The organism is Bradyrhizobium oligotrophicum (assembly GCF_051168495.1).
Classification (GTDB): domain Bacteria; phylum Pseudomonadota; class Alphaproteobacteria; order Rhizobiales; family Xanthobacteraceae; genus Bradyrhizobium; species Bradyrhizobium oligotrophicum_A.
In genome coordinates this window covers 82,842-96,905 of record NZ_JBNPVB010000006.1, presented here as the reverse complement: position 1 = coordinate 96,905, position 14,064 = coordinate 82,842, and the positions used below count along the sequence as shown (strand labels likewise).

At 65.5% G+C, this 14,064-nt stretch carries 11 protein-coding genes; 9 read left to right on the top strand and 2 right to left on the bottom strand.

All coding sequences use genetic code 11. The features are described 5' to 3' along the window. The first annotated feature begins 158 nt into the window (after window positions 1-158). From zapE to ACQR1B_RS13935, 9 genes are all read left to right on the top strand, one after another. Window positions 159-1,340, top strand: a complete 1,182-nt coding sequence (zapE, locus tag ACQR1B_RS13975) for a cell division protein ZapE (protein ID WP_434832981.1) — start codon at window positions 159-161, stop codon at window positions 1,338-1,340. Window positions 1,341-1,565: 225 nt separating this feature from the next. After that, complete coding sequence (mdh, locus tag ACQR1B_RS13970) at window positions 1,566-2,534, top strand: malate dehydrogenase (RefSeq protein ID WP_172112917.1); 969 nt, start codon at window positions 1,566-1,568, stop codon at window positions 2,532-2,534. 122 nt (window positions 2,535-2,656) lie between these two features. Then, entirely contained in the window at window positions 2,657-3,853 is a 1,197-nt protein-coding gene (gene sucC, locus ACQR1B_RS13965; protein ID WP_434832980.1) for an ADP-forming succinate--CoA ligase subunit beta, read from the top strand. 55 nt (window positions 3,854-3,908) lie between these two features. Continuing rightward, entirely contained in the window at window positions 3,909-4,793 is an 885-nt protein-coding gene (gene sucD / locus ACQR1B_RS13960) for a succinate--CoA ligase subunit alpha (RefSeq protein WP_434832979.1), read from the top strand. A 140-nt stretch (window positions 4,794-4,933) separates the two neighbouring features. Then, on the top strand, window positions 4,934-7,891 hold the full coding sequence (locus tag ACQR1B_RS13955; RefSeq protein WP_434832978.1) for a 2-oxoglutarate dehydrogenase E1 component: 2,958 nt from the start codon (window positions 4,934-4,936) through the stop codon (window positions 7,889-7,891). Window positions 7,892-8,028: 137 nt separating this feature from the next. Continuing rightward, a complete protein-coding gene (gene odhB, locus ACQR1B_RS13950) occupies window positions 8,029-9,267 on the top strand; it encodes a 2-oxoglutarate dehydrogenase complex dihydrolipoyllysine-residue succinyltransferase (protein ID WP_434832977.1) in 1,239 nt (412 codons plus the stop codon). A 65-nt stretch (window positions 9,268-9,332) separates the two neighbouring features. Continuing rightward, a complete protein-coding gene (locus ACQR1B_RS13945; protein WP_434832976.1) occupies window positions 9,333-10,079 on the top strand; it encodes an SDR family oxidoreductase in 747 nt (248 codons plus the stop codon). A 44-nt stretch (window positions 10,080-10,123) separates the two neighbouring features. After that, entirely contained in the window at window positions 10,124-11,527 is a 1,404-nt protein-coding gene (gene lpdA, locus ACQR1B_RS13940) for a dihydrolipoyl dehydrogenase (protein ID WP_434832975.1), read from the top strand. Between the two features lie 122 nt (window positions 11,528-11,649). Next, on the top strand, window positions 11,650-12,180 hold the full coding sequence (locus ACQR1B_RS13935) for a hypothetical protein (protein ID WP_434832974.1): 531 nt from the start codon (window positions 11,650-11,652) through the stop codon (window positions 12,178-12,180). Window positions 12,181-12,250: 70 nt separating this feature from the next. On the opposite strand, the gene ACQR1B_RS13930 is transcribed toward ACQR1B_RS13935, so the two are convergent. Continuing rightward, window positions 12,251-12,841 (bottom strand): DUF4337 domain-containing protein, encoded by a 591-nt coding sequence (locus tag ACQR1B_RS13930; RefSeq protein ID WP_434832973.1) that lies wholly within the window; start codon window positions 12,839-12,841, stop codon window positions 12,251-12,253. Between the two features lie 80 nt (window positions 12,842-12,921). Next, window positions 12,922-13,824 (bottom strand): tyrosine recombinase XerC, encoded by a 903-nt coding sequence (locus tag ACQR1B_RS13925; RefSeq protein WP_434833130.1) that lies wholly within the window; start codon window positions 13,822-13,824, stop codon window positions 12,922-12,924. Between the last annotated feature and the right edge of the window lie 240 nt (window positions 13,825-14,064).

Below are 14,064 nucleotides of genomic sequence, written 5' to 3'. Positions count from 1 at the left end.
GGAGCCCGTGAGGACTCGGGGCAACGTCGTTAGCCCCGGACTAACGTGCGCGCGGCCATTCGGGTGCCGTATACCAAGACCTTACGGCTCCGCTGCATGGCGGCTTCCACCATTTGCGGATTGCATTTTCCGTAAGTCTCGTGACCTAGAGTGCGCTCATGCTGTCCACTCCGTCAGACGCGTTCCGCGCGCAATATCAGTCTCTGGTCGATACAGGTGCGATCGAGGCCGACCACGCCCAGGCCGAGGTCGCCGATGCCCTGGCGGCGCTGGAGCGACGCCTTTCCACCTACAAGCCGATGCGCAAGCAGGGCCTGTTGGGCCGCCTTTTTGCCGACAAGAGCGAGCCGCCCCGCGGCCTCTATGTCCATGGCGAGGTCGGGCGCGGCAAGACTATGCTGATGGACCTGTTCTTCCAGACCTGTCCGGTCGAGCACAAGCGGCGCGCGCATTTCCATGAATTCATGGCCGAGGTGCATGAGCGCATCTACGGCTATCGCCAGAACATCGCACGCGGCGAGCTCGCCGATGCCGATGTGATCGGGCTCACGGCGCAGGCGATCTTCGATCAGGCCTGGCTGCTCTGTTTCGATGAATTCCACGTCACCGATATCGCGGACGCGATGATCCTGGGCCGCCTGTTCGCCAAGCTGTTCGATCTCGGCACGGTGGTGGTGGCGACCTCCAACGTCGCGCCCGAGGATCTCTACAAAGGCGGCCTCAACCGCGCGCTGTTCCTGCCCTTCATCAAGCAGATCGCCGACCACATGGACGTGGCGCGGCTGGATGCGCGCACTGATTTCCGGCTGGAGAAGCTCGCCGGCGTCAAGATGTGGCTGGTGCCGTCCGACCTCGATGCGCGCGCCGCGCTCGACAAGGCGTGGGGCAGGCTGACCGGCAACGCGCGGTGCCGGTCCCGCGACATCACCGTCAAGGGACGCATCCTGCACGTGCCGTGCTCGGCCAACGGCGTCGCCCGCTTCGGCTTTGCCGATTTGTGCGACAAGCCGCTCGCAGCCTCCGACTATCTTCGGCTCGCCCACGACTATCACACCATCCTGATCGACCACATCCCGGTGATGGACTACGCGGAGCGCAACGCCGCCAAGCGCTTCATCACCTTGATCGACACGCTCTACGACAATGCCGTGAAGCTGATCGCCTCCGCCGCGGCGGACCCGATCTCGCTCTACATCGCGGCCGAGGGCGTCGAGGCCATGGAGTTCAAGCGCACCACCTCGCGCCTGATCGAGATGGGCTCGGAGTCCTATCTGGCCCTGCCGCACGGGCGGAAGGACTCGGCCGCATCCGGGACTTCTACGGGCCTAGTCGAAACCTGACAAACATCGGATGTCCGGCCGCGCCCGCCGCCGGGCACACAGTCGCGAAAACGCCACGTCAATCATGCTGAAAGGATCATCAGCGCCCGTCGCCCGGTCCTGATCGAAATCAAGGCAGGCCCGCCAATTGGCCATAGCGTGACTTGAACGGCCCGGGCGAAAGGGATAACCACCAGTCGACTTTTCGACCTCCCTCACTCCTTCGGGTTCAAAGGAAAATTTGCCATGGCGCGCGACAAGATTGCTTTGATTGGCTCCGGTCAGATCGGCGGAACGCTGGCTCACCTCGTCGGCCTCAAGGAGCTCGGCGACGTCGTGATGTTCGACATTGCCGAAGGCGTCCCGCAGGGCAAGGCGCTCGACATCGCCCAGTCCTCTCCGGTCGACGGTTTCGATGCCCACTACACCGGCGCCAACTCCTACGAAGCGCTCGACAACGCCAAGGTGTGCATCGTCACTGCCGGCGTGCCGCGCAAGCCGGGCATGAGCCGCGACGATCTCTTGTCGATCAACCTGAAGGTCATGGAGCAGGTCGGCGCCGGCATCAAGAAGTACGCCCCCGACGCCTTCGTCATCTGTATCACCAACCCGCTCGACGCCATGGTCTGGGCGCTGCAGAAGGCCTCGGGCCTTCCGGCCAAGAAGGTCGTCGGCATGGCCGGCGTGCTCGACTCCGCCCGTTTCCGCTACTTCCTGGCCGATGAGTTCAACGTCTCGGTCGAGGACGTCACCGCCTTCGTGCTCGGTGGTCACGGCGACACCATGGTGCCGCTGACCAAATACTCGACCGTCGCCGGCATTCCGCTGCCTGACCTGGTCAAGATGGGCTGGACCTCGCAGGCCCGGATCGACGAGATCGTCGACCGCACCCGCAACGGCGGCGCCGAGATCGTCAACCTGCTGAAGACCGGCTCGGCCTATTACGCCCCGGCGGCGTCGGCGATTGCGATGGCCGAGAGCTATCTCCGCGACAAGAAGCGGGTGCTGCCCTGCGCCGCCTATCTCAATGGCGAGTTCGGCGTGAAGGACATGTATGTCGGCGTGCCCGTCGTGATCGGCTCCAAGGGTGTCGAGCGCATCGTCGAGATCGAGCTCGCCGGCAAGGACCGCGAGGCGTTCGACAAGTCGGTCGGCGCCGTGCAGGGCCTGGTCGACGCCTGCAAGAAGATCGCGCCCGACCTGCTCGGCCGCTGAGCTTACGAAAGGCGGCCGCAAGCCGCCTGACTGAATTGCAGGATGTTTGGTATATGGTATACCAGACGTCCTGGGAAGGATTCCAGACGTCACCCCATCGCGGGTTCGGGGAGCAAACGCTTATGAACATTCACGAATATCAGGCCAAGGCACTGCTGCATGAGTTCGGCGTGCCGATTTCCAAGGGCGTGCCGGTCCTCCGTCCCGAGGATTCGGATGCCGCGGCGAAGACGCTGGGCGGCCCGGTCTGGGTCGTGAAGAGCCAGATCCACGCCGGCGGCCGTGGCAAGGGCAAGTTCAAGGAGGCCTCGGCCGGCGACAAGGGCGGCGTCCGCCTCGCCAAGTCGATCGACGAGGTCAACGCGTTCGCCAAGCAGATGCTGGGCGCGACGCTGGTGACCGTGCAGACCGGCCCGGACGGCAAGCAGGTCAACCGCCTCTACATTGAGGACGGCTCGGACATCGACAAGGAGTTCTATCTCTCCCTGCTGGTCGATCGCGAGACCTCGAAGGTCGCCTTCGTGGTGTCGACCGAAGGCGGCGTGAACATCGAGGACGTTGCCCACAGCACGCCTGAGAAGATCATCACCTTCTCGGTCGATCCGGCCACCGGCGTCCTGCCGCATCATGGCCGCGCCGTCGCCAAGGCGCTGAAGCTGTCGGGCGATCTCGCCAAGCAGGCCGAGAAGCTGACCATCCAGCTCTACACCGCGTTCGTCGCCAAGGACATGGCGATGCTGGAGATCAACCCGCTGGTCGTGACCAAGCAGGGCCAGCTCCGCGTGCTCGACGCCAAGGTGTCGTTCGACTCCAACGCGCTGTTCAAGCACCCCGAGGTCGTGGCGCTGCGCGACGAGACCGAGGAAGACGCCAAGGAGATCGAGGCCTCGAAGTACGACCTCAACTACGTCGCGCTCGACGGCACCATCGGCTGCATGGTCAACGGCGCCGGGCTCGCGATGGCGACGATGGACATCATCAAGCTCTACGGCATGGAGCCGGCGAACTTCCTCGACGTCGGCGGCGGTGCCAGCAAGGAGAAGGTGGCGGCGGCGTTCAAGATCATCACCGCCGATCCGAACGTGAAGGGCATCCTGGTCAACATCTTCGGCGGCATCATGAAGTGCGATGTCATCGCCGAGGGCGTGGTGGCTGCGGTCAAGGAAGTGGGTCTCAAGGTGCCGCTGGTGGTGCGCCTCGAAGGCACCAATGTCGATCTCGGCAAGAAGATCATCAGCGAGTCCGGCCTCAACGTGCTGCCCGCCGACAATCTCGACGACGCCGCGCAGAAGATCGTCAAGGCCGTCAAGGGAGGCTGAGCGCCGTTTCAGGCGCTCGCCCATTCCTCACCCCAACCGCTTTAGAGAACGCACGATGTCCATCCTCATCGACAAGAACACCAAGGTCATCTGCCAGGGCTTCACTGGCAAGAACGGCACCTTCCACTCCGAGGCGGCGGTCGCCTATGGCACCAAGATGGTCGGCGGCACCTCGCCCGGAAAGGGCGGCTCCACCCATCTCGGCCTGCCGGTCTTCGACACCGTCAAAGAGGCCCGCGAGGCCACCGGCGCCGACGCGTCGGTGATCTACGTGCCGCCGCCGGGCGCCGCGGACGCGATCTGCGAGGCCATCGATGCCGAGGTCCCGCTGATCGTCTGCATCACCGAGGGCATCCCGGTGCTCGACATGGTCCGGGTGAAGCGCTCGCTGCAGGGCTCCAAGTCGCGCCTGATCGGGCCGAACTGCCCGGGCGTCATGACCGCCGGCGAGTGCAAGATCGGCATCATGCCGGCCAACATCTTCAAGCCCGGCTCGGTCGGCATCGTTTCGCGCTCGGGCACGCTGACCTATGAGGCGGTGTTCCAGACCACGTCGGAGGGCCTCGGCCAGACCACCGCGGTCGGCATCGGCGGCGACCCGGTCAAGGGCACCGAGTTCATCGACATGCTCGAGATGTTCCTGGCCGACCCAAAGACCACCTCGATCATCATGATCGGCGAGATCGGCGGCTCGGCCGAGGAGGACGCGGCGCAGTTCATCAAGGACGAAGCCAAGCGCGGCCGCAAGAAACCGATGGTCGGGTTCATCGCGGGCGTCACCGCGCCTCCCGGCCGCCGCATGGGCCATGCCGGCGCGATCATCTCCGGCGGCAAGGGCGATGCCGGATCGAAGACCGCGGCGATGGAAGCGGCCGGTATCACCGTGTCACCGTCGCCCGCGCGCCTCGGTAAGACGCTTGTCGAAAAGTTGAAATCCTGATTCAGGGCTTAGTGCTTTTCGGCGCGAATATTTACAATAAATAAGGTAAACGGTCCTAACCCGAACCTGATCCGCTTTGTCAGCGGGTCAGGCATTGCGCCGTTTTGATTGGGCGCAGCGAAATTACCAGGACGCCTACCATGTCTCGCCAAGATGCGAACGCCGCCTTTGCCCTGTCGTCTTTTCTGCAGGGCACCAATGCCACCTACATCGATGAGATCTACGCCCGCTACGAGAAGGATCCCGCCTCGGTCGATCCGGAGTGGCAGGAGTTCTTCAAGAGCCTGAAGGACGCGCCGGCCGACGTGCAGAAGAATGCGTCGGGCCCCTCCTGGGCGCGCAGCAACTGGCCGGTCTCCCCGCGCGACGAACTGACCTCGGCGCTAGACGGCAACTGGGCCGTGGTCGAGAAGAAGGTCGGCGACAAGATCGCCCAGAAGGCGCAGACCAAGGGCGTCGAACTGTCTGCGGCCGACGTCAACCAGGCCACCCGCGACTCCGTCCGCGCGTTGATGCTGATTCGCGCCTACCGCATGCGTGGCCACTTCCACGCCAAGCTCGATCCGCTCGGCATCGAGGCGCCGCGCAACCGCGAGGAGCTCGATCCGCGCTCCTATGGCTTCACCGAGGCCGATTACGACCGCAAGATCTTCCTCGATCACGTGCTGGGCCTCGAATACGGCTCGCTGCGCGAAATCGTCGCGATCTGCGAGCGCACCTACTGCCAGACGCTCGGCGTCGAGTTCATGCACATCACGAACGCGGCGCAGAAGGCGTGGATTCAGGAGCGCATCGAGGGGCCGGACAAGGAAATCTCGTTCACCCGCGAGGGACGCCGCGCCATCCTGCAGAAGCTGATCGAATCCGAAGGCTTCGAGAAGTTCTGCGACGTCAAGTTCACCGGCACCAAGCGCTTCGGTCTGGACGGCGGCGAGTCGCTGATTCCGGCGCTGGAGCAGATCATCAAGCGCGGCGGCAATCTCGGCGTGAAGGAGATCGTGCTGGGCATGCCGCATCGCGGCCGCCTCAACGTGCTGACCCAGGTGATGGGCAAGCCGCACCGGGCGCTGTTTCACGAGTTCAAGGGCGGCTCGGCCAATCCCGACGCGGTCGAAGGCTCCGGCGACGTCAAGTACCACCTCGGCGCCTCCTCGGACCGCGAGTTCGACGGCAACCGCATCCATCTGTCGCTGACCGCCAACCCGTCGCATCTCGAGATCGTCGACCCCGTGGTGCTCGGCAAGGTCCGCGCCAAGCAGGACCAGCATGGCGATCCGCCGGATATGCGCATCTCGGTGCTGCCGCTGCTGATGCATGGCGACGCCGCGTTCGCCGGACAGGGCGTCGTGGCCGAGTGTTTCGCGCTGTCCGACTTGAAGGGCTACCGGACTGGTGGCTCGATTCATTTCATCGTCAACAACCAGATCGGCTTCACGACCTATCCGCGCTATTCGCGCTCGTCGCCCTATCCGTCCGACGTCGCCAAGATGATCGATGCGCCGATCTTCCACGTCAACGGCGACGATCCGGAAGCCGTGGTGTTCGCGGCCAAGGTGGCGATCGAGTTCCGGCAGAAATTCCACAAGCCGGTCGTGATCGACATGTTCTGCTACCGCAGGCATGGCCATAACGAGGGCGACGAGCCCGCCTTTACTCAGCCGGTGATGTACAAGAAGATCGGCGCCCATGCGTCGACTCTGGAGATCTACTCCAAGCGCCTGGTCGCCGAAGCCGTCATGACCGAGGGCGAGGTCGAGAAGGCCAAGGCCGACTGGCGCGCCCGTCTGGATGCCGAGTTCGAGGCCGGCACTTCCTATCGCCCGAACAAGGCCGACTGGCTCGACGGCAAGTGGGCCGGGTTCAAGTCCGCCGACCAGGAGGAAGAAGCGCGGCGCGGCGTCACCGGCGTCGAGCTCGACCGCCTCAAGGAGATCGGCCGCAAGATCACCAAGGTGCCCGACGGCTTCCGCGTGCACCGGACGATCCAGCGCTTCCTCGAGAACCGCGCCAAGGCGATCGACAGCGGCATCGGACTCGACTGGGCGACCGGCGAGGCGCTGGCGTATTGCTCGCTGCTGCTCGAAGGCCACAAGGTTCGTCTCTCCGGCCAGGACAGCGAACGCGGCACCTTCTCGCAGCGCCACTCCGTCCTGATCGATCAGGAGGACGAGAGCCGCTACACGCCGTTCAACCATCTGGCGGGCGAGCAGGGCCACTTCGAGGTCATCAACTCGCTGCTGTCGGAAGAAGCCGTGCTCGGCTTCGAATACGGCTACTCGCTCGCCGAGCCGACCGCGCTGACCTTGTGGGAGGCGCAGTTCGGCGACTTCGCCAACGGCGCCCAGGTGCTGTTCGACCAGTTCATCTCGTCGGGCGAGCGCAAATGGCTGCGCATGTCCGGCCTGGTCTGCCTGCTGCCGCACGGCTATGAAGGCCAGGGTCCGGAGCACTCCTCCGCCCGCCTCGAGCGCTATCTGCAGATGTGCGCCGAGGACAACATGCAGGTGGTCTATCCGACCACGCCGGCGAACTACTTCCACGTGCTGCGCCGGCAGCTGCATCGCGAGATCCGCAAGCCGCTGATCGTGATGACGCCGAAGTCGTTGCTGCGCCACAAGCGCGCGGTGTCGCGGCTCGAGGATCTGGCCAAGGGCACGACGTTCCACCGCATCCTGTACGACGACGCCCAGATGCAGGCGGACGACAAGACCAGGCTGGTGCCGGACGACCAGATCCGCCGCATCGTGCTGTGCTCGGGCAAGGTCTATTACGACCTCTACGACGAGCGCGAGAAGCGCGGGCTGAACGACGTCTATTTGATGCGGATCGAGCAGCTCTATCCGGTGCCGCTCAAGGCGCTGGTGGCCGAACTCGGCCGCTTCAAGAACGCCGAAGTGGTGTGGTGCCAGGAAGAGCCGCGCAACATGGGCGCTTGGCACTTCATAGAGCCGTATATCGAGTGGGTGCTGAACCAGACCGGCGGTAAGAGCAAGCGTCCGCGCTATGCCGGCCGCGCTGCGTCCGCCGCGACCGCCACGGGCCTGATGTCGAAGCACCTCGCGCAACTGAAGGCGCTGCTCGACGAAGCGTTGAACTGAACCTGCCTTTGACGCGCCCCGCAAGCCATGCGGGGCGCAAGTACACCGCGTTGATCGTCCCGCCCCGCATCGCTTGCGCGCCGCAAGGCGATGGCGGACGGGCTTTATGACCGCACGGGTTATTGAGGATAGAGACCATGACTGAAATTCGCGTTCCGACGCTCGGTGAATCCGTCACCGAAGCCACCATCGGCCGCTGGTTCAAGAAGGCTGGCGACGCGGTCGCGGTCGACGAGCCGCTCGTCGAGCTCGAGACCGACAAGGTGACGATCGAGGTGCCGGCACCGTCGGCGGGCACCTTGGGCGAGATCGTCGCCAAGGACGGCGAGACCGTCGCCGTGGGCGCGCTGCTCGGCCAGATCAATGACGGTGCCGCCGCCGCCAAGCCGGCCGCGGCTCCGGCCCCGGCCAAGCCCGTTGCCTCGGCTGCGCCGCCCGCGGCCGCACCGGCTCCGGCCAAGGCGCTGCCCGCCGATACGCCGCAGGCCCCGTCGGTGCGCAAGCTCTCGGCCGAGAGCGGTGTCGACGCCACCACCGTGCCGGGCTCCGGCAAGGACGGCCGCGTCACCAAGGGCGACATGCTGGCCGCGATCGAGCGCGCCGCGTCCGCCCCGACCCCGGTCAATCAGCCGGCCGCTGCCGTTCAGGTCCGTGCGCCGTCGCCGGCCGACGACGCCGCGCGCGAGGAGCGGGTGAAGATGACGCGGCTGCGCCAGACCATCGCGCGCCGCCTCAAGGACGTGCAGAACACCGCCGCGATGCTCACGACCTTCAACGAGGTCGACATGACCCACGTGATGGCGTTGCGCAGCCAGTACAAGGACGTGTTCGAGAAGAAGCACGGCTCGAAGCTCGGCTTCATGGGCTTCTTCACCAAGGCCGTCGTGCAGGGGCTGAAGGACATCCCGGCCGTCAACGCCGAGATCGACGGCTCCGACCTGATCTACAAGAACTACTACCACATCGGCGTCGCCGTCGGCACCGACAAGGGCCTGGTCGTGCCGGTCGTGCGCGACTGCGACCACAAGTCGATCGCCGACATCGAGAAGGGCATTGCCGATTTCGGCCGCCGCGCCCGTGACGGCCAGCTCAAGATCGACGAGATGCAGGGCGGCACCTTCACGATCACCAATGGCGGCATCTATGGCTCGCTGATGTCGACGCCGATCCTGAACGCGCCGCAGTCCGGCATTCTCGGCATGCACAAGATCCAGGAGCGGCCGGTCGTGGTCGGCGGCAAGATCGAGGTGCGGCCGATGATGTATCTGGCGCTGTCCTACGACCATCGTGTGATTGACGGCAAGGAAGCGGTGACCTTCCTGGTGCGCGTCAAGGAGAGCCTGGAGGATCCGGCACGGCTCGTGCTGGATCTCTGACCCACCTCATCTCTGATGCTCGCGAGGCGCGCCGAAAGCGCGCCTCAAACCTAACGGGGGCCATCATGACCGATCGAGTTGCAGTGATCACCGGCGGCAGCCGCGGCATCGGCCGCGCCACCGCGATCGCCGCCGCATCGCGCGGCTTCAAGATCGTGGTCGGCTATGCCTCCAACGAGGCGGCGGCGCACAGCACGGTGGCCGCCATCGAGGCCAGCAACGGCAAGGCCGTCGCGGTCAGATGCGACGTCGGAAGCGAGCACGACATCCTTGCGCTGTTCAAGGCGGCCGACAAGTTCGGCTCCCTCGGCGCGCTGATCAACAATGCCGGCATCGTCGGACCCACCTCCCGGGTCGACGAAATGAGCGCCGAACGCATCCAGCGCATGATGGCGGTCAATGTCACCGGCAGCATCCTGTGCGCGCGTGAGGCCGTGAAGCGGATGTCGACGCGCCACGGCGGCCAGGGCGGCGTCATCATCAACCTGTCGTCGGTGGCGGCCAAGCTCGGCTCGCCCAACACCTATGTCGACTACGCCGCCTCGAAGGGCGCGATCGATTCCTTCACCGTCGGCCTCGGTCACGAGGTCGCGAACGAGGGCATTCGCGTCGCTGCTATCAGGCCGGGCCTGATCGACACCGACATTCACGCCTCTGGCGGCGAGCCCGATCGCGCCCACCGCCTTGCTCCTCAGGTGCCGATGAAGCGTGTCGGCACCGCGGAGGAGATCGCCAATGCCATCGTCTGGCTGCTGTCGGACGAGGCCTCCTACGTCACTTCGGCCATTCTCGACGTGTCGGGCGGACGCTGACGACCGTCGTCATCTTTGACTGCAAGCTTACGGAACATTCGATCATGGCATCTTACGATCTCGTCGTCATCGGCACCGGACCCGGTGGGTATGTCTGCGCCATCCGCGCGGCGCAGCTCGGCATGAAGGTGGCCGTGGTCGAGAAGAACGCGACCCTCGGCGGCACCTGTTTGAACGTCGGCTGCATGCCGTCGAAGGCACTGCTGCACGCCTCCGAACTGTTCGAGGAGGCCGGGCACTCCTTCGCCAAGATGGGCATCAAGGTCTCCCAGCCCGAGGTCGATCTGCCGGCGATGATGAACTTCAAGCAGCAGGGCATCGACGGCAACGTCAAGGGCGTCGAGTTCCTGATGAAGAAGAACAAGATCGACGTGCTCGTCGGCAAGGGCAAGGTGCTCGGCACCGGCAAGGTGCAGGTCACGGGCAATGACGGCGCCGCGCAGACCGTCGAGACCAAGAACATCGTGATCGCGACCGGCTCGGACATCGCGCGCCTGAAGGGCATCGAGATCGACGAGACGCGCATCGTGTCCTCGACTGGCGCGCTGTCGCTCGACAAGGTGCCGTCGAGCCTGCTCGTGGTCGGCGCCGGTGTGATCGGCCTCGAACTCGGCTCGGTGTGGCGCCGCCTCGGCGCCAAGGTCACGGTGGTCGAATTCCTCGACCGCATCCTGCCCGGCATGGACCTGGAGATCGCCAAGCAGTTCCAGCGCATCCTCGAGAAGCAGGGCTTTGCGTTCAAGCTCGGCGCCAAGGTCACCGGCGTCGACACCTCAGGCGCCACGCTCTCCGCCACGATCGAGCCGGCCGCCGGCGGCGCCGCGGAAAAGATCGAAGCCGATGTCGTGCTCGTGGCGATCGGCCGCGTGCCCTACACCGACGGTCTCGGCCTGCAGGAGGCGGGCGTGGTGCTGGACAATCGCCGCCGCGTGCAGATCGATCATCATTTCGCGACCAGCGTGCCGGGCGTCTATGCCATCGGCGACGTCGTCGCGGGGCCGATGCTGGCGCACAAGGCCGAGGACGAAGGCGTCGCCGTCGCCGAGATCCTGGCCGGCCAGGCCGGGCACGTGAACTACGACGTCATCCCCGGCGTGGTCTACACCACCCCCGAGGTTGCTTCCGTCGGCAAGACCGAGGACGAACTCAAGCAGGCCGGCGTCGCCTATACCGTCGGCAAGTTTCCGTTTACCGCGAACGGCCGCTCCAAGGTCAACCAGACCACTGACGGTTTCGTGAAGATCCTCGCAGATGCGAAGACCGATCGTGTGCTCGGCGCGCACATCATCGGCCGCGAGGCCGGTGAGATGATTCACGAAGCTGCCGTATTGATGGAGTTCGGTGGCTCTGCCGAGGATCTGGCGCGCACCTGCCACGCGCATCCGACGCGGTCGGAGGCCGTCAAGGAGGCCGCGCTTGCGGTGGCCAAGCGCGCCATCCATATGTGATCCAGGCCAGGATCGGCGGGCGCGACAAAATGGCTCGCCGACGCTCCTGAACCAAACGGCAAGGTCCGAGGTCCTATCGTCATAGCGGCCTCGACGCCGAGGCCGGGCCGAGATGAAGTCCCATGCTGCGCCGCCTGCTTCAGCCGTTCTGGGTCCTGCTCGCGATCATCTTCCTGATCGAAGCGTGGCTATGGGACCATCTCGAGCCGATCGTGGCGCGCATCGTCGCCGCGATTCCGTTGCGCAGATTGAAGCATTGGCTGGCGGCACGGATCGAAACGCTGTCGCCCGCGCTGACCCTGATCGTCTTCATCGTGCCGGTCTTGCTGCTGTTTCCGCTCAAGCTGCTCGGCATGTGGCTGTTGATGCATCATCAGTGGAAGCTCGCGCTCGGCACGATCGTGTTCGGCAAGATGGTCGGCGTCGGTATCACCGCCTTCATCTTCGACGTCACGCGCAACAAGCTGCTGCAGATGGCGTGGTTCGCCTGGCTCTATGAAGCCGTGCTCGCCTTGCGCATGAAGGCCGCAGCCCTGGTCGATCCGATCAAGCAGCGCATCCGCGACATCATCGGCGGAAATGGTGATGGCTGGTCGGCACGCGTCCTGCGCCTCATCATGCGCTTCCGCCGCAGCGTGCAGCAGGCGCGGTGAGAGCATCACCGCGCCGCGCCAGGGATAAAACGATCAAGCTCATCCTGACGGGATGACGCCGCGATGGACCTTAGTGCAGATGCAGGAGGTGCGGCTCAACGAGGCCGAGCACGGTCATCGCGATGCCGATCAGCGCCAGGCCGCCCGAGGCCCAGGCCAGCACCAGCATACCGGTAATGATCGTCGCCGACGCCAGCACGATGCCGATCTGGAACGCGGCCGAAGCGAGCTCGTAGTGGTGATATTTCGCCGTGGCGAGGTCGCGCTCCTCCTCGGCATGCTTGGCACGTGCGGCGAGCTGCTCGCTGCCTTCGCCGGTCTCCGGCTCCGAGCGGTAACGGGCGGCATTCTTCTGCCAATCGTCGATCTGCTTCTGCAGGCTTGCCTTGGCCGCCTCGTCGGGCAGCGCCGGCAAATTGAGCTTGCCCTGCTCGGCCGCGGTCTGCACCACGGTGCGGCGAACCGTCTTGGCCTGGAAGAACGCCCAGAGATTCGACGCCTCGACGTTCTTGCTGATCGATTCGGTCTGCGCGCCCTTGCCGAGCGTCTCCGACAACGCCAGGAACAGCGCGATCACCGAGATCAGCAACGCGATCTTCTTGTTCGAGCCCGAAGCGTGCTCGGCGTGCTCCGCATGTTCCATGCTCTCATGTGCGCCCATCTGTTCCCCTCCGGATCAAGCGCAGAACGATTGCCGGAACCTCGATGGTCGCGCAAGGGAAACGATGTGACGGAACGGTGTCACCGCCGCGGATGCGCCGACGCGTAGACCTGCAGCAGCCGCTCCGAATCGATGCCGGTATAGATCTGGGTGGTCGACAGCGAGGCGTGGCCGAGCAGCTCCTGGATCGCGCGCAGGTCGCCGCCGCGGGACAAGAGATGCGTCGCGAAGGAATGGCGCAGCGCGTGCGGCGTGGCGCTGTCGGGCAGGCCGAGCGCGCCGCGCAGCCGTTCCATCGCCAGCTGGATGATGCGTGGGCTCAACGGGCCGCCCTTAGCGCCGAGAAACATCGGTCCCTCCGCGGGCAGCGGATAAGGGCAGAGCTTGGCATACTCGTCGATCAGCTGCAGCACGTTCTGCAGCACCGGCACCATGCGGGTCTTGTTACCCTTGCCGGTCACCACCAGCACGTCGCCTTCACCCGCGCGCGGCACCTCGCGGCGCTTCAGGCCGAGCGCCTCGGAGATGCGTAGACCGGAGCCATAGAGCAGCGCCATCACCGCGGCGTCGCGCGCCAGCACCCAGGTCTCGCGCGCTTCGCCGGCGCGCTCGTCGGCATCGGCAAGGCGCTTGGCGGCGTCCATCGGCAGCGGCTTCGGCAGGCTCTTGGCGATCTTCGGTGCGCGGATGCCTGAGAGCGCGCCGACCTTGCCCTTGCCCTCGCGCTCCAGGAAGCGGCCGAACGAACGCAGGCCCGCCAAGGTCCGCATCAGGGAGCGCCCGGCGATGTCGTCGGCGCGGCGCATCGCCATGAAGGCGCGGATGTCGGCGGCCTCCAGCGCGGCGAAGCGCGCGAGCGTGACGGGCTCGCCCCAATGGGTGCAGAGGAATTGCAGGCACTGCCGCAGGTCCCGCGCATAGGCCTCCACCGTCTTCGGCGACAGCCGGCGCTCGCTACGCAGATGCGCCAGCCACTGCATCATCGCGCGCACCACCCCCTCGTCGGCGCCGAGGAGGTCGGGGGCCTGAGATTCTTCGTCTGTGTCCGCGTGAGTGTCTGTGTCCGCGTGAGTCGGCTGTGTTTGCTTTGACATGGCGTCCGTGCCCACGGATGGGCGCTGTGAACCGTTGCCGATCGTCGCGAACTCGGTTTGCGCCTCTCCCCGCTTGCGGGGAGAGGTCGGATTGCATCGTCAGATGCAATCCGGGTGAGGGGGACTCTC

Bases quoted from the DNA above. Each gene is read 5' to 3' on its own strand.
- zapE (WP_434832981.1), top strand. From the start codon at position 159: ATGCTGTCCACTCCGTCAGACGCGTTCCGCGCGCAATATCAGTCTCTG.
- mdh (WP_172112917.1), top strand. From the start codon at position 1,566: ATGGCGCGCGACAAGATTGCTTTGATTGGCTCCGGTCAGATCGGCGGA.
- ACQR1B_RS13935 (WP_434832974.1), top strand. From the start codon at position 11,650: ATGCTGCGCCGCCTGCTTCAGCCGTTCTGGGTCCTGCTCGCGATCATC.
- lpdA (WP_434832975.1), top strand. From the start codon at position 10,124: ATGGCATCTTACGATCTCGTCGTCATCGGCACCGGACCCGGTGGGTAT.
- odhB (WP_434832977.1), top strand. From the start codon at position 8,029: ATGACTGAAATTCGCGTTCCGACGCTCGGTGAATCCGTCACCGAAGCC.
- ACQR1B_RS13955 (WP_434832978.1), top strand. From the start codon at position 4,934: ATGTCTCGCCAAGATGCGAACGCCGCCTTTGCCCTGTCGTCTTTTCTG.
- sucD (WP_434832979.1), top strand. From the start codon at position 3,909: ATGTCCATCCTCATCGACAAGAACACCAAGGTCATCTGCCAGGGCTTC.
- ACQR1B_RS13930 (WP_434832973.1), bottom strand. From the start codon at position 12,841: ATGGGCGCACATGAGAGCATGGAACATGCGGAGCACGCCGAGCACGCT.
- ACQR1B_RS13945 (WP_434832976.1), top strand. From the start codon at position 9,333: ATGACCGATCGAGTTGCAGTGATCACCGGCGGCAGCCGCGGCATCGGC.
- sucC (WP_434832980.1), top strand. From the start codon at position 2,657: ATGAACATTCACGAATATCAGGCCAAGGCACTGCTGCATGAGTTCGGC.
- ACQR1B_RS13925 (WP_434833130.1), bottom strand. From the start codon at position 13,824: ATGATGCAGTGGCTGGCGCATCTGCGTAGCGAGCGCCGGCTGTCGCCG.